Source organism: Clostridium sp. (assembly GCF_022482905.1).
Lineage (GTDB): Bacteria > Bacillota > Clostridia > Clostridiales > Clostridiaceae > Clostridium_B.
This window is the reverse complement of record NZ_JAKVOI010000001.1, coordinates 1,515,011-1,531,614: the sequence shown is the minus strand read 5'-3', so window position 1 is coordinate 1,531,614 and position 16,604 is coordinate 1,515,011. Positions and strand designations below refer to the sequence as shown.

Here is a 16,604-nt window from a genome sequence, read left to right as displayed (position 1 = left end):
ATTGTGGTATTATCTAATTTATAAGGGGAGATTGCCTGTGATAGAACCTATAATCATGACAGATGCCAGCTGTGATATGCCGGAAAGTTATATATTGAAGAATAATATTCCCTTTTTAGGTCTTGTATGCCATTTTAATGGAAATGAGTACGAAGATGATTTTGGACATTCTTTGAGCTATAAAGAATTTTATACCGGACTTGAAAGCGGGGAGATGCCATATACAACACAGATAAATGAATACAGATTTCTGAAAAAGTTCAAAGAGCTTTTGAAAGAACATAGACCCGTAATATATATAGGGATGTCATCAAAGATAAGTGGAACTTTCAACAGCTCCAAGCTTGCAGCAGAAGAGATAATGGGCGAGTACAAAGATGCGGATATAACAGTAGTAGACAGCAAGGGAGCTTCTATAGGGCAGGGACTTTTGGTCCATCATGCAGTTGACATGGCAAAAAAGGGACACAGTAAAGAGGATATAGTCAACTGGGTGGAAGAAAACAAAAACAAGATGAATTATTGGTTCGTGGTGGAGGATTTGAACCATCTTAAAAAGGGAGGAAGAATATCTTCATCTAAAGCCGTAATTGGAACACTTCTGGATATGAAGCCCATAATAGCAATACATAAGGATGGCACCCTTAAAAATGTAACTAATGTAAGAGGAAAGAAAAAGGCGTTTAAATATCTTATAGACAGATTTAGGGAGATGACGGATTTTAAAGAAAATAAACTTATAGGAATATCCCATGGATATTGCCTAAAAGATGCCGAAACTTTAAAAGGGATGTTTCAAGAGGAATTCCCCAATAACGGATTTGTTGTGAATCCACTGGGGCTCGGCATAGGTACGCACTGTGGAAATGGTATGGTATCCCTTTGTTTTCTGGGAAAAACCAGAGATTATGAATTGTAGAATGAAAAGAGTAGAGTTTTAAAATTTGACTTTGCTCTTTTTGACTCTATTGCTGTGCATTTGCGAATTGATTGTTGTATAATATAATCAGTTTATTGAATGGGTGTACAGATGCAGTATAGGAGTTCATAAACTATTGGTAAATTAATCATATGTTTGACAAAGGAGGACTGTAGATGTCAAGATTTACATTACCAAGAGATATTTATTTTGGAGAAAATTCCCTAGGTGAACTTAAAAATTTAGAAGGCAACAAAGCAGTAATAGTTGTAGGTGGAGGCTCTATGAAAAGATTTGGATTTTTGGATAGAGTCGAAGAATATTTGAAAGAAGCAGGTATCGAAATAAAGTTAATAGAAGGTGTTGAGCCTGATCCATCTGTTGAAACCGTTATGGATGGCGCTAAAGTTATGAGAGAGTTCAAACCTGACTGGATAGTTGCCATAGGCGGTGGGTCCCCGATTGATGCAGCAAAAGCAATGTGGATATTCTATGAATACCCGGATTTTACTTTTGAAAAGGCAGTAGTTCCATTTGGAATTCCAAAGTTGAGACAGAAAGCAAGATTTCTGGCAATACCTTCTACAAGCGGAACTGCCAGTGAAGTAACTGCTTTTTCTGTAATAACAGATTATAAATCAAAAATCAAATATCCACTTGCCGATTTCAATTTAACTCCAGATGTAGCAATAATAGATCCTGCTCTTGCACAAACTATGCCGAAAAAGCTTACAGCACATACTGGAATGGATGCACTTACGCATGCAATAGAAGCATACGTTGCAGGATTGCATTCTGATTTCTCAGATCCACTTGCTATTCATGCAATAGTCATGATCAATAGATATTTACTTAAGTCATATGAAGGAGATAAAGAGGCCAGAGGCCATATGCATATAGCACAATGTCTGGCAGGAATGGCATTTTCAAATGCACTTCTTGGAATAACACACAGTATGGCACATAAGACAGGGGCAGTATTTCATATACCGCATGGATGTGCAAATGCTATATTCCTTCCTTATGTTATAGATTTTAATAAAAAAGCATGTGAAGAAAGATATGCAAGTATAGCTAAGGTACTTAAACTTCCAGGAAACACTAATAATGAGCTGATAGATTTCTTAACTGAACTGATTAGAAAAATGAATAAAAAAATGGATATTCCTTCTACTATCAAAGATTATGGGATAAGTGAAAATGATTTTAATGAAAATCTTGATTATATATCCCATAATGCCATTAAAGATGCCTGCACCGGATCCAATCCAAGGGAAATAACAGAGTCGGAAATGAAAAGATTATTTCAATATATTTATAACGGACAAAAAGTTGATTTCTAATTTTAAGGTATAATATAAAAGACAGCATATTGAATCCTGTTTTATTGGATCAAATGCTGCTTTTTATATGTAAATTTATTCTATATTAATTATGATTACAGATATATTGCCTAATTTAATATAATATTATATAATATTTAATAAATAATTCAAATTTAAATGGATGGTATTGTTTATGTTGTGGAAGCCAATTATAGTTCAAACACTCATTTTTATTGTGACGCTGCTGTGCAGCAGATTGATTATAGCGTTAATACAGAGGTGTCTACAAGGAAAAAATTATAAATTGACACAAAGATTTTATAATATAATAATATCTCTTATTTTAGTTACAGTAGGTATAGTTTCTGGAAAAGAAATTTTTTATATGTTTTTATAAAAAAGTGCCAAAGCGGGTTTAAATATTAAAGATGAATGAAAGTAGATTGATAATAGGGGAGAAGCAAATATGTCAAAAATTATGTCAGTGTTTGAAAAACTCAACTTAGTTGAAAAAGCCAATAATAAAGAGATAGTTGGTAATTCAGATAAAGAAGATGTTAACCTCAAGAATAATGATGATGAGACCAAAGTGAAAAATGAAGCTGATAACACTAAGAAAAGAGAAAATGAAATTAAAGAAGACAAGCCTTTATATTCCCAGAACAGCGGCACAGATATCAAGATTGTGAATAAAATTGATTCAAGCAAAGAAAATAATTTGACCATTGAAGAGATATATTCATCATATGGTATAGAAAATAGTAATGTTAATACAATTTTTATGCTGGGAAATTTTATAAATGCACTCCCTGAAAGTCTACCGCATAAAGTTAAAAAAGAATCAATAATTAACATTATTAATTCTTCAAATATAGATTTGGATAAACTTATTTCTGACGGCAGGGAAAGACTAAATATCCTGAAACAGTTTTCAAAGGAACACTGTGATTCAATCAATGGAATAATACAAAATTATAAGGATGAAATAGAGCACCTAACCAAGTTGGTGGATGATTACAGGAAACAGATACAAATAAATGAGAATTTGTTGAATGAACAAGATAATATAGTAGAGTATGAAACAAGGAAAATAAACAATATTATTAGTTTTTTTGGCAATGATGATTAGACAATGGCTGAAAACAAGAGGGAATTTATGTTCAAAAGAAACTATCGAATGACTTTTACTGCAAAAATTTTGATTCTACAGGTAATACTTTTTTCCATAGGCACAATCTATGGATTAGTCTGGAAGGCATATACTGATAATAGAAAATGGGACAATCTGATATATTATGGTGTAAAGGTGAATGGGCTGCATTTGAACAGTAGAAGTATAAAAGAAGATGAAAAGCTGATTGAGGTTCAATATATAGAACCTTTGATGAAAGAAAAAATAAGCATACAGGCAAATGGCAAAATTTACACTTTGAAAAATTCCAAATTAATCAAAAACTATTATATTGAAAATAAATTTGATAGCCAGGTTGGCACTGAAAAAGGTAAACTGACATTGAGTGAAAGAGATAAAATTCTAAAAAAGGGATTTTCAAAATTATATGATGTAGTTTTTATCTATGATCAGACTTACATGGAGAATGTGATAGGTACTATAAGAAGCAATGTGGATAAAAAACCTGTTGATGCCAGTATTAAAACTCTGAATAATTGGAAAATAGGAATCAATCCTGATATCAAAGGTTATAAGCTGCAAAAAGACAAGCTTGAAGATGAAATAAAGAGCAGGATCAACAGTAAAAATATTCATAATGTAAAGATAATTGCACCGGTTGTAGAATATGGAGCTTATATTGACAAGAACAAACTTTCTTTGGTCAATGCAAATATAGCTCATTTCAGCACTAATTTCAGTTCATCATCTTATGAAAGAGCTCATAATATAGAGCTTTCTTCGAAGTTAATAAATGATAAACTTGTCATGCCTGGTGAAATTTTCAGCTTCAATTATTGTGTTGGACAGAGAACACGGAATAGAGGGTTTATGGAAGCACCGGTAATAGTAGGTGATAAAATTGATTCCGGTTTAGGTGGCGGAATTTGTCAAGTATCCAGTACTTTATACAATGCCATATTGAGGGCAGGACTTGTGCCTGCTGAAAGGGCACATCATACTATACCGCCTTCATATGTTGGCATAGGTTTGGATGCTACGGTTGACTGGAACAATATAGATTTTAAATTTAGAAATACTTTGAAGTATCCTATTTATATAGAATCACATACCGAAAATGGAAACATACATATAAACATATACTCAAATTCAAACCTGCTGGATAGAAAATATATTGTTTCAAATAATATTTATGAAGAAATACCACCAGGTACTAAAGTCGTAAATGGTTTTGACATACCTGAAGGCGAATCTGTCATTGTTCAACAAGGCCGCAATGGATACAGATCCCGAGTTACAAGGGATATTTATGAAAATGAAAAATTAGTTGCATCTGAAGTTATTTCAGATGATCTGTATATGGCAGTTCCAGGTGTAACTAAATTAGGAGCTTCAATATCCAAATAAAATTTTGTAAAGATACCTGACCTTATAAAAATAATTTGGTCAGGTATTTTTATAGGTAAAAGACTATTGAATTTTGAATGAATATCTGATATAGTAACACTATATCGATTTATCACTTTACCATGATAAATTAAATTAGGAGGACTTATATGGAAAACTGGAACAGATATATACCGGAGGGAGCCAAAGATCTTATTTTCGAGGAGTGCAGCAAAAAAGTCGAGATACAGACTATATTGAGACAAACCTATATTGATGCTGGTTTCATGGAAATATCGTCACCTCTTCTGGAATTTTATGATGTTTTTAATTATGATAAAACAATATTCAAGCAGGAGAATATGTATAAACTCTTTGACAAACAGGGCAGGATGATGGTACTAAGGCCTGATATGACTACGCCTGCAGTCAGGATTTCAGCTACAAAACTAAAGATGGCACCACACCCGCTGAAACTCTGCTATATGGAAAATATATATAGACAGAATGAAAACCTAAATGGCAAGGACATAGAAATTGCCCAATCAGGCATAGAAATACTGGGTACGGAAAGTATGAAGGCGGATGTGGAGATTGTCACGACTGCCATAAGAGCTCTTTTAAAATGCGGACTTGATGATTTCAAAATAGAGCTTGGTCAGATTGATTTCTTCAAGAGCATAATAAAAGAAGCTAAAATGGATTTTGAAAAAGAAAAACTACTTAAAAATTATATTGAAAATAAAAATTTTACGGCGCTTGAAAATTTTATTGATGAAAATGGATATTATATAGATGAAAAATATAGGTGCATATTTGCGGAGCTTCCAAAGTTGTTCGGGGATATCACCATTTTGGATAGGGCGGCATCTATGACGGACAACGCCGGAGCACTCGATTCCATCGATAACTTGAGAAAAATCTACATGGCAGTTTGTGATGCAGGTTATGAAAAGTACGTATCGGTTGATTTGGGAATGATACAAAATATTGACTATTACACCGGAATAATCTTCAGAGGTTATGTGCAGGGTGTAGGGGACAGCATATTAAGCGGGGGTAGATATGACAACCTGTCCAGACAATTTGGCGATAATGAGTGTGCCACAGGACTTGCCATAGATGTCAACAATATCATGAAAGCAATTGGCAGTGTGGAGGAATATGGGACTAAAAAGAAAAAAGTTCTTATATACTATGCTGACGGGAATTATAAAAATGCATATAGCAAGGCTGAAAAACTTAGAAAACAAGGTGCAATTGTAGAATTGAGCATCTTTGATGATGAAGACAGCGCACATAGATATTTCGATTCAAAGGGAATGGACGAATTTATAGTAATATAGATATAAAGATATTATAAGGGAAGTGAATTTTTTGGATAATAGAAAGCCTTTAAAAATAGCACTTACAAAGGGAAGAATAGAAAAAAATGCAGTAGAGATGTTCAAAGCAATAGGAGCAGACTGCAGTGGAATTGAAAACAAGGGAAGAAAGCTCATTTTCCATGATGACAGGTACAATATGGATTTTGTACTTGTAAAAGCCCCGGATGTACTAACCTATGTAGAACATGGAGTGGTGGATATAGGAATAGTCGGAAAAGATACTATGATGGAATTTGATAAAAACTGTTATGAAATAATGGATTTGAAATTTGGAAAATGCAAATTCGCCCTTGCAGGACCTAAAGGTAAAAACTTTTATGAGGGATACAGCAGAAAAAAAATAGCAACCAAATATCCTCATGTAGCAAGGAATTATTTTAAAAAATTGGGGTGCGATATCGAAATAATAAAGATAGAAGGTTCAGTAGAACTTGCCCCCATCCTCGGATTGTCCGACGCTATTGTGGATATAGTGGAGACAGGAACAACCTTGAAGGAAAATGGTCTTGAGGTTTACAGCGATATATGCAACATAAGTACAAGACTTATAGTAAATATGGCAAGCTTGAAGATGAAAAAGGATGAAATAGAGGATATAGTAGACAATTTGAAGGATGAAGTAGCGAGAAGAGAACAGTCAATGAAGTTGAAGGAGGCTATAAATTGATTAAAATAATTAAGGGCAACAAAGAAGGAAAAGAAGATTATTTAAAACTCCTGAAGAGCAGAAGAACTGAAGTGGATTCAGATGTTGTCAAAACAGTTGCCGGTATACTGGATGAAGTAAGAAAGAGAGGGGATTCAGCCTTGATTGAGTATACCAACAGGCTTGACTCGGAAGAACTGAATTCTGGTAATATTTTAGTAGATAGAGGTGAAATAGATGAAGCCTATGAAAAAGTAGATAAAGAATTTATTGAGGCTCTAAAAAAGGCGAAGAAAAATATTGAAAAGTTCCATGAAAAACAGAAGCATAATTCCTTTGTAGTGGCAGATGAACCAGGGAAAATAATGGGCCAGAGATATATACCTCTAAAGAGGGTGGGTGTTTATGTACCGGGAGGAACAGCAGCCTATCCCTCATCTGTACTCATGAATATAATTCCTGCCAAGATTGCAGGGGTGGATGAAATAGTAATGGTAACGCCGGTTAGAAAGAATCTTGACATAAATCCCAGTGTGCTTGTAGCAGCAGACATAGCGGGTGCGGATAAAATATACAAGATAGGAGGGGCTCAGGCTGTAGCAGCCCTTGCCTATGGTACGGAAACAATTCCAAAAGTGGATAAGATAGTTGGACCGGGGAATATATATGTTGCAACTTCAAAAAAGCTTGTCTATGGAGAAGTGGACATAGACATGATAGCAGGACCCAGCGAAATACTCGTTATAGCAGATGAAACTGCAAATCCAGTGTTTACGGCAGCAGATCTCATGTCACAGGCGGAGCATGACAAACTGGCATCGGCTGCACTTGTAACTACATCCTATGATTTTGCAAAACAGGTAGATGAGGAAATAGAAAGACAGATAGAACAACTTGGAAGAAAGGATATAATAGAGGAATCCCTCAAAAATAACGGAATAATCATTGTAGTTGACAGCCTGGAGGAGGCACTGGACATGGGAAATGAAATAGCACCGGAGCACATGGAACTGTGTATAAAAGATCCATTTTCATATCTTCCATGTGTCAGAAATGCAGGCTCTGTGTTCCTGGGGTCCTATAGTCCAGAACCTCTTGGAGATTACTTTGGAGGCCCCAATCATGTGCTGCCTACAAGCGGAACGGCCAGATTTTTTTCACCTCTTTCCGTAGATGACTTTGTAAAGAAATCAAGTTATATATATTATTCAAAAGAGGAGCTTCAAAAGGCGGCGGACAGCATTATGACCATAGCGGAAGACGAAGGGCTTACAGCCCACAGAAATTCCATATATGTAAGGAAAAACTAGAGGGGTGAAATTTATGGAACTGAAAGATCACAGGAAATTCTCGATTTCACGAAATACTTTGGAGACAAATATAACTGCTGATATGGATATAGATGGAGAAGGAAACTATAATATCGATACTGGAATAGGATTCTTCGATCATATGCTTACCATGATAGCAAAGCATGGCATGGTCGACTTGAATGTAAAGGCAGAGGGGGACCTGAATGTGGATTTTCACCATACAATTGAGGATACGGGCATAGTTCTTGGAAAGTGTATAAAAGGTGCACTTGGAGACAAGAAACATATAAGACGCTATGGTACATTCTTTGTTCCAATGGATGAGAGTCTCGAGATGGCATCTATAGACTTGAGCGGCCGTCCCTATCTTGTATTTGAAGGTGAGCTGAAGAGCCAGAAGGTAGGCGAAATGGATACGGAACTTGTAGAGGAGTTTTTCAGGGCACTGGCATTTAATTCAGATATGACACTGCATGTAAAGTCACTTTACGGTAAGAATACCCATCATATCATAGAGGGAATGTTCAAGGCATTTGGGCATGCTTTTAAAGAGGCCTATACTATAGATGATGATATAAAGGGTGTATTGTCTACAAAGGGAACAATATAAGTGCAATAATTTATTAGATGAAAAGAGGGCTGTGGAATGATTTCTATTATAGATTATGGAATGGGAAATTTGAGAAGTGTGCAAAAAGCTCTGGAGTTCATAGGTGCTGAAGCTGAGATAACTGGTGACAGGGATAGAATATTAAAAAGCTCGGGGATAATTCTTCCTGGAGTAGGGGCTTTCCCGGATGCCATGGAAAATATAAAGAAATTGGGTATAGACGGTGTTTTGAAAAGAGCAGTGGAAGCTGGAATACCGCTTATGGGAATATGCCTTGGAATGCAGCTGCTGTTTGAAGAAAGTGAAGAAGTAAGACCGACAAAAGGGTTTGGTTTTCTAAAAGGAAAGATCAAAAAATTGGAAGTGGATTTGAAAATACCGCATATGGGATGGAACAATCTTGTAATTGACAACCCATGCAAGATACTGAGAAATGTCAAGGAAGGAAGCTATGTATATTTTGTACATTCTTACTATGCTGCAATTGAGGAGGAAGGAATACTGAATGCCCACAGCATTTATGGCATAGATACTCCTGCAGTAGTGAGCAAGGGAAATGTATATGGGCTTCAATTCCATCCTGAAAAGAGCGGAGAACCTGGCATGCAGATGTTAAAAAATTTTTGGGAGCTGATAAAATGATAATACTTCCAGCTATAGATTTAAGAGATGGCAAATGTGTAAGATTGTATCAGGGAAAGTTTGAAAAATCGGAAGTCGTAGGAGAAGATCCATTGAAGGTGGCATTGGAATTTAGAAGAGTTGGGGCAGAATATATTCACATGGTGGATCTGGATGGGGCACTAAATGGAAAAATAAAAAATTTGGATGTCATATTAAATATAGTTAAAACTGTAGGAATTCCAGTAGAACTCGGCGGTGGAATAAGGGACATGGAAACTGTAGATATGCTTGTTGAAGGTGGAGTGTCAAGGGTAATACTTGGAACTGCAGCACTGAAAAACCCGGATTTTGTAAAGAAAGCAGTGAAAAGACATGGAGACAAGATAGCTGTAGGCATAGATGCAAAGGATAAAAAAGTTGCTGTAAATGGATGGCTCGATGTAAGCAGTGTGGATTACATAGATTTCGCAAGGCAGATGGAGAACATAGGGATCAAAACCATTATATTTACAGATATAAGCAAGGATGGAACGCTGCAGGGTCCGAATATTGAACAACTTTCCGAAATCAATGATAACGTGGGGTGCAATATAATAGCCTCAGGTGGAATTAAAAATATAGATGACTTGAAGCATATAAGTGAAATGGGAATTTATGGTGTTATTACAGGCAAAGCTATATATTCGGGAAACATAGATTTAAAGGAAGCGATAGAATTATGCAGATAAAAAGATTATACATGGGAGGTGTGAACCGATTATGAGTATATATTGGAGCAAACTTACAAAAAGTGTGGAGCCATATGTATGCGGGGAACAGCCTAAAGACAAAAAATATGTAAAATTGAATACCAATGAAAATCCATATCCACCATCGCCGAAAGTTATTGAAACAATAAAGAATACGGCAAATGGAGATTTGAGACTCTATCCGGATCCGGATTGTGATGTGCTTAGAGAGACTATTGCAGAATACTATGGACTGAATAAAAATCAAGTTTTTGTTGGAAATGGTTCCGATGAGGTACTGGCAATGTCATTTCTTACATTTTTCAATACCGATGAAACTATAATTTTTCCGGACATAAGTTATAGCTTCTATCCTGTGTACGCATCATTGTACAATATAAAATACAAACTTGCAGAACTGAATGAGGATTTTTCCATTCCGGTAAATAGATTTCTTTCTGAAAATGGAGGTATAGTAATTCCAAATCCAAATGCTCCTACGGGAAGATGTCTTGATGTGGATTCAATAAAGAAAATACTTGATTATAATTCAAGCAAAGTTGTAATAATCGATGAAGCCTATGTTGATTTTGGATGTGATTCAGTAGTTGGACTTATAAAGGATTATAAAAATCTCCTTGTAGTTCAGACATTATCCAAATCACGTTCACTTGCAGGAATCCGTGTGGGTTTTGCCATGGGACAGGAAGAGCTCATAGATGGATTGAATAGAATAAAGAATTCCTTCAATTCCTATACAGTGGACAGAATAGCCAATGCAGCGGCGGTGTCTGCCATAGAGGATGATGCATATTTTAAAAAATGTACAGTACGTATAATGAATACGAGAGAAAAGGTTACAGTTAAACTCAATAAACTTGGATTCAAGGTTATACCTTCAAAAGCCAATTTTATTTTTATAAACCACCCGCTTTATACAGCTGAGGTACTTTTTAAAGAATTGAGGAAGAAAGGTGTTCTTGTAAGATATTTCAACAAGGACAAAATAGATAATTATCTTAGAGTCAGTATAGGTTCAGAAGAAGATATGAAATTTTTTATATCGGCACTTGAGCAAATAATGGATAGGAAGTGAAAAAATTGCTTACAAAAAGAATAATTCCATGCCTGGATGTAAATATGGGAAGGGTTGTGAAGGGAATAAATTTTGTGAATTTGAAGGATGTGGGCGATCCTGTTGAAATAGCAAAAGTATATAATTCTCATGGGGCAGACGAGATAGTTTTCCTGGACATAACTGCAACTCATGAAAAACGCAGGACCATGATAGATGTAGTGAGAAGGACTGCAGAACAGGTGTTTATACCACTTACTGTAGGTGGCGGAATAAGAAACCTTGATGACTTCAAAAATATTTTGAGGGCGGGAGCAGATAAAATATCGGTTAATTCAGCGGCTATCAGAGATCCTGATTTAATAACAAGGGCGGCAGATAGATTTGGAAGTCAATGCGTAGTAGTTGCCATTGATGCCAGAATGAGAAAGGACAAGAGCGGCTGGAATGTAGTCATAAATGGTGGAAGAATAGATACCGGGCTTGATGCACTCCAATGGGCCAGAAAGGTTGAAGAACTTGGAGCGGGTGAGATTCTTCTTACAAGCATGGATGCAGATGGTACGAAGGAAGGGTATGATATACCTGTAACAAATGCAGTTTCAGATTTGGTCAATATTCCTGTAATTGCCTCAGGAGGCTGTGGTTCATTGAGAGATTTTTATGACGTTTTTGAAGATACCGGTGCAGACGCGGCATTAGTTGCATCACTTTTCCACTATGGAGAACTTACCATAAAAGAAGTAAAACAATATCTTTATAAAAAAAATATACCGGTCAGGTTATAGGGAGGTACAGAATATGCCCAAACTAAATTATGACGGCAAGCTGCTTGAAAAGGTTGATTTTAGAGGCGGACTTATTCCTGCAGTAGTTCAGGATTTTGAAAATAACCAGGTACTCATGCTTGCCTATATGAATGAAGAATCACTTAAAAGGACTATAGAAACCGGTACTACCTGGTTCTGGAGCAGATCAAGGCAGGAATACTGGAACAAGGGAGCCACTTCAGGACATTTTCAACATGTGAAGAGTATAGCTGTGGACTGTGATTATGATACACTTTTAATAAAGGTGGATCAAATAGGAGCAGCCTGCCATACAGGAAGCAGGAGCTGCTTTTTCAATCAATTGACAAGAGATAATTGATAAATGTAAACTGAAGGAGGATACGGATACTCATGGAAATTAAAAGTGTTATTGAAGAACTTTACAAGTTGATAGAGGATAGAAAGAAAAATCCTGTAGAGGATTCCTATACAAATTATCTATTTGCAAAAGGGATAGACAAGATCTTGAAAAAGGTTGGAGAAGAGTCAACTGAAGTTATAATTGCAAGTAAAAATGGAAAAAAAGATGAGGAAATTCCAGAAATATGTGATCTTATATACCACATGCTTGTACTTATGGTAAACCAGGATATAACTCTGGAAGAAATAGAGGAAGAACTTGAGAAGAGAAGAAAGAAGATAAAAAATAAAAAGCCGGAGAGAAGAAATATAGAGAAGATATAGAATAAAGCTTGAAAAACAGCTGTCCCAAGTTTTAAGGGACAGCTGTTTTTCAATCAATCTTTTAAAAATTTATATTGAGATATATACAGATTGTAATATATTCCTTTCATTTTCATGAGCTCCTGGTGATTTCCACATTCAGCTATTTTACCTTTGTCAACTACCAATATTCTGTCGCAGTTCCTTATAGTTGACAATCTATGGGCTATAACGAAGGATGTTCTTCCATGAAGCAGCTTTTGAATCCCATTCTGGACAAGTTTTTCTGTTTCAGTATCTATATTTGAAGTTGCCTCGTCGAGTACAAGTATTTTTGGATCGGCAAGAAGAGCTCTTGCAAAGGAAATAAGCTGTCTCTGACCTACAGAGAGGCGTGAACCCCTCTCATTTATTTTCGTATTGTAGCCATTTCCAAGTTTCATTATGAAATCATGTGCGGTTACAGCTCTGGAAGCTGCAATTATCTCTTCATTTGAAGCCCCAATTTTACCGTATTCTATATTTTCCTTTATAGTTGATGAAAAAAGAAATGTATCCTGAAGCATTATGCCCATCTGATTTCTGAGAGATTCGATTTCTACGTCCTTTACATTTTTGCCATCTATTAGGACGCAGCCACTTTTTGTATCATAGAAACGGCTTATGAGATTTACTATTGTAGTTTTGCCGGAACCGGTAGGTCCTACTAAAGCAATAGTTTCACCTGCATTAACCTTGAAACTTACATGATCAAGTACAGTTTCTCCGTTTTCATATTCAAATGAAACATTTCTAAATTCAACCTGACCCTTTATTTCAGGCATTTCAACGGAATTTATAGAATTTGATATATCAGGCTTTACATCCATTATTTCAAAAATGCGTTCGGCTGCGGCGAAATTCATTATTAGTGTATTATAAAAATTGCTTATTTCCAGAATAGGTCTCCAGAACATACCTATGTACATACCAAATGCCATGATAGTACCTATGGTCAGGCTGCCTTCCGAAATTAATTTGCTGCTGTACCAATAAAGTATTACCATACCAAAACCCCAGCATATATCAACAAGAGGCCAAAATAAATCATTCAGTCTAACCGCATTTATAAACGAATCCATCATATCTTTTACCAGAATAAAAAATGTGGAGGAAGTTTTCTCTTCCGCTGCAAAAGACTGTACCACTTTTATGCCGGAAAAATCCTCGTGAGTATAGGCATTGAAATTGGAACGCTTTTTCCTATAAGTCTGCCATCGCCTTCTGGATAATATCTGGATCATGAACATAAGAAGGGCAAGCAGAGGCAGAAGCATTATAGAGGCTAGTGCAAGCTTCGCATTTAAATAGAACATCATTACACCCACGCAGATTATGGTAAGTATCTGAGGTATAAAATTAGTTACACTGTTGTTGAATAAATCCTGAAGTGAATTGACGTCACCTATGATTCTTGCCAGTATTTTACCTACAGGTCTTTCATCAAAAAAAGAAAAGGACAGCTTTTGAATATGGGAATATAAATTATGACGTATATTCAGCAGTATATTGTTTGTAACAGAAGACATCTTCAATATTCTAAGCCGGGAAGCAAGCATGGACAAAAAATTCAATATGACCATGGCGAAACCTATTTTAATTAACCCATTTATGTCACTATTGGATATATTCTTATCTACAGCTACCTTCAAGAGGTATGGATTCATCAGGTTTACAGCCATTACGAATATTAATAGTACAAGCACTATCAATACCTGGGATTTATAGGAGTTTAAATATGAAAGCAGTCGCCTTCCTATCTCAAAGTTAGAAAGTTTTTTAAGATTCTCGTCCTGCTTTACTGTATTTATTGCCATTGCAACATTCCTCCTTTGAGAAGTTTGGATTGAAGTCCTTAAATTGCTCTTCGTATATCTCATAATATCTGCCTTTTCTTGCGAGAAGTTCGTCATGACTGCCGCTCTCTGCTATATGACCGTTTTCCAGGCAGATTATCATGTCTGCATTTTTTACTGCTGAAATTCTGTGAGCTATTATTATTTTAGTAGTATTTTTATGAGTATTACCAAGATTCTTTAGAAGATTGTACTCAGTTTCCATGTCAAGTGCGGAAGTGGCATCATCCAGTATTAGTATGCTTGAGTTCCTTATAATGGCTCTGGCAATGGAAAGACGCTGCTTTTGCCCCCCGGAGAGTCCGATACCACGTTCTCCAATAACGGTATCGTATTTTTGATCCAGCTTTTCTATAAATTCGTCTGCACAGGACAGTTCACAAGCTTTTTTTATTTCCTCAAGCGAGTAGTTGTTGTTTCCCAAACTTATATTCTCTTTAATGCTTTCCGAGAATAGAAAAGTATCCTGTGAAACAACTGCTATTTTACTGCGTAAATCCTTGAGATTTATTTTTCTTACATCATGGCCGTCTATATAAACAGTACCATTTGTCGTATCGTAATACCTTCCAATAAGATTTACAATTGATGATTTGCCTGAACCTGTAGTTCCCATAATGGCTGTTGTACTTCCCGGTTTGATTTCAATATTTATATTTTCAAGTACATATTCATCCTTGTATTTGAAATATACATTTTCAAATTTTATGTTCCCAAGTATGTTACTGAGTCTCAGTGGATTTTCACAATCTTTGATTTCCGGGTAAATATTCATTATTTTCACTACTTTTTTGGCCGACGCATCAGCTTGTGATATTAAGTTTACAAGCCATCCAAGCATTTGCATAGGAGTTATTAGCATCCAGATATACCCGCTAAATGCCACCAGGGTACCTATTGTCATGCTATCCTTCATTACGAAAATACCGCCTGCAGCAATTAGGAGTACTATGCACATGTTTGTTAAAAAATCTATGGGAGGAAAATAATCAGCTATTATCTTATTTTGCTCCATACTGAGATCAAAATTTTCTCTGTTGAATTTTAAAAATTTTGCTATTTCATATTTTTCTCTGGCAAAGGCCTTCACCAGTCTCACACCTGCAATATTCTCCTGGGCGCTGGTATTTAATATAACTCCCTGATCGCTCAATTTACTGTAGGATTGTGATATTTTTCTTTCAAATTTCAAGGCGAGACAAGCTATTGGAGGCATACCTATAAGGCATATCAGAGCTAATTTCCAATTTAGGAATAACAGGATTACAGAAGTTGTTACAAAATATATTATATTTTCAATAAATAATCTTATTCCAAAGGAAATGCTTCTCCAGACATTGTCTATGTCCTCACCTATTCTGGACATCAGTTCTCCTGTATTTATGTTGTCAAAGTAACTAAATTGAAGACTTTGGATGTGGTCAAATAGATCTTTTTTCATATCAATACTGACTTTTGAAGAAAGAACATCGAATATGTATTCTTTTACGTATCCCAATACAGCCCTGGATACTGCTATTATGACAAAGCCTGTCAGTATAGGGAAGAGGAGATCAAAATTTTTTTCTATAAATACCTTATCCACTATTTTACTTTGAAGATATGGATTTATCATATCTAAAAAAATTGCAACTGCCATTGCTGCAGAAGGCAGTATTACAAGACCTTTGTAATTAAATACATATCTGAAAATTTGTTTCATTTGGTATCCCCCTTTGTTAATAAAATATTGCAAAATAAAAGACCCTGGCTGACCATGATCTAAAAATAAGTTTACAGGACGATTAAATCCCGTTTATATTTTAATTTAAAAAGGTCATGGATTAATGTACAACCCATGACACATAATTAACTATCAATATACCTGATGAAATTAATATAGAGACAGGGCTGAAGTATGTTTTTAAAAGCTGATTCAAAATCTTTGCCAAATAAAATTTTCGTTGACATCTTACTGCCTCCTTTTTAATAATATGATTTGCTACCACCTAAGAATACAATTCTTTATAATTGTTGTCAATATGTTTTTTTATAACTAAAATATAAATTGGGTATATACTATAATTTAAA

General features: G+C 35.5%; 16 protein-coding genes. 14 read left to right on the top strand and 2 right to left on the bottom strand.

The features are described 5' to 3' along the window. Positions 1-55: 55 nt before the first annotated feature. The 14 genes from LKE46_RS07545 (at position 56) to hisE (ending at position 12,660) form a co-directional block, all read left to right on the top strand. Positions 56-919, top strand: a complete 864-nt coding sequence (locus tag LKE46_RS07545) for a DegV family protein (RefSeq protein ID WP_434735212.1) — start codon at positions 56-58, stop codon at positions 917-919. Between the two features lie 176 nt (positions 920-1,095). Continuing rightward, a complete protein-coding gene (locus tag LKE46_RS07540; protein ID WP_291719975.1) occupies positions 1,096-2,262 on the top strand; it encodes an iron-containing alcohol dehydrogenase in 1,167 nt (388 codons plus the stop codon). Positions 2,263-2,710: 448 nt separating this feature from the next. Then, a complete protein-coding gene (locus LKE46_RS07535) occupies positions 2,711-3,373 on the top strand; it encodes a hypothetical protein (protein WP_291719972.1) in 663 nt (220 codons plus the stop codon). A 27-nt stretch (positions 3,374-3,400) separates the two neighbouring features. Continuing rightward, the gene (locus LKE46_RS07530; protein ID WP_291719969.1) at positions 3,401-4,783 is read left to right on the top strand and encodes a VanW family protein; all 1,383 of its coding nucleotides are present in this window, start codon (positions 3,401-3,403) and stop codon (positions 4,781-4,783) included. A 149-nt stretch (positions 4,784-4,932) separates the two neighbouring features. Then, complete coding sequence (gene hisZ / locus LKE46_RS07525; RefSeq protein ID WP_291719966.1) at positions 4,933-6,108, top strand: ATP phosphoribosyltransferase regulatory subunit; 1,176 nt, start codon at positions 4,933-4,935, stop codon at positions 6,106-6,108. A 31-nt stretch (positions 6,109-6,139) separates the two neighbouring features. Further along, entirely contained in the window at positions 6,140-6,817 is a 678-nt protein-coding gene (gene hisG, locus LKE46_RS07520) for an ATP phosphoribosyltransferase (protein WP_291719963.1), read from the top strand. After that, on the top strand, positions 6,814-8,106 hold the full coding sequence (gene hisD, locus LKE46_RS07515; RefSeq protein ID WP_291719960.1) for a histidinol dehydrogenase: 1,293 nt from the start codon (positions 6,814-6,816) through the stop codon (positions 8,104-8,106). Before hisG ends, hisD begins: the two co-directional genes overlap by 4 nt. Before the next feature lie 13 nt (positions 8,107-8,119). Then, positions 8,120-8,719 (top strand): imidazoleglycerol-phosphate dehydratase HisB, encoded by a 600-nt coding sequence (hisB, locus tag LKE46_RS07510; protein WP_291719957.1) that lies wholly within the window; start codon positions 8,120-8,122, stop codon positions 8,717-8,719. Positions 8,720-8,755: 36 nt separating this feature from the next. Further along, the gene (gene hisH / locus LKE46_RS07505) at positions 8,756-9,361 is read left to right on the top strand and encodes an imidazole glycerol phosphate synthase subunit HisH (RefSeq protein WP_291719955.1); all 606 of its coding nucleotides are present in this window, start codon (positions 8,756-8,758) and stop codon (positions 9,359-9,361) included. Further along, a complete protein-coding gene (gene hisA, locus LKE46_RS07500; RefSeq protein ID WP_291719953.1) occupies positions 9,358-10,071 on the top strand; it encodes a 1-(5-phosphoribosyl)-5-[(5-phosphoribosylamino)methylideneamino]imidazole-4-carboxamide isomerase in 714 nt (237 codons plus the stop codon). The genes hisH and hisA overlap by 4 nt, the downstream gene beginning before the upstream one ends. Before the next feature lie 31 nt (positions 10,072-10,102). Beyond that, positions 10,103-11,167 carry a histidinol-phosphate transaminase gene (gene hisC / locus LKE46_RS07495; RefSeq protein ID WP_291719951.1) on the top strand — a complete coding sequence of 355 codons (1,065 nt, stop codon included), beginning with the start codon at positions 10,103-10,105 and terminating at the stop codon, positions 11,165-11,167. A 5-nt stretch (positions 11,168-11,172) separates the two neighbouring features. Further along, positions 11,173-11,934 (top strand): imidazole glycerol phosphate synthase subunit HisF, encoded by a 762-nt coding sequence (gene hisF / locus LKE46_RS07490; RefSeq protein ID WP_291719949.1) that lies wholly within the window; start codon positions 11,173-11,175, stop codon positions 11,932-11,934. 13 nt (positions 11,935-11,947) lie between these two features. Continuing rightward, entirely contained in the window at positions 11,948-12,295 is a 348-nt protein-coding gene (hisI, locus tag LKE46_RS07485) for a phosphoribosyl-AMP cyclohydrolase (RefSeq protein ID WP_291719947.1), read from the top strand. A gap of 32 nt (positions 12,296-12,327) precedes the next feature. Next, entirely contained in the window at positions 12,328-12,660 is a 333-nt protein-coding gene (gene hisE / locus LKE46_RS07480; RefSeq protein ID WP_291719945.1) for a phosphoribosyl-ATP diphosphatase, read from the top strand. Positions 12,661-12,713: 53 nt separating this feature from the next. Here the strand turns inward: hisE and LKE46_RS07475 are convergent, their stop codons facing one another. Beyond that, positions 12,714-14,495 (bottom strand): ABC transporter ATP-binding protein, encoded by a 1,782-nt coding sequence (locus LKE46_RS07475; RefSeq protein ID WP_291719942.1) that lies wholly within the window; start codon positions 14,493-14,495, stop codon positions 12,714-12,716. Then, the gene (locus LKE46_RS07470; RefSeq protein WP_291719940.1) at positions 14,458-16,236 is read right to left on the bottom strand and encodes an ABC transporter ATP-binding protein; all 1,779 of its coding nucleotides are present in this window, start codon (positions 16,234-16,236) and stop codon (positions 14,458-14,460) included. Before LKE46_RS07470 ends, LKE46_RS07475 begins: the two co-directional genes overlap by 38 nt. Between the last annotated feature and the right edge of the window lie 368 nt (positions 16,237-16,604).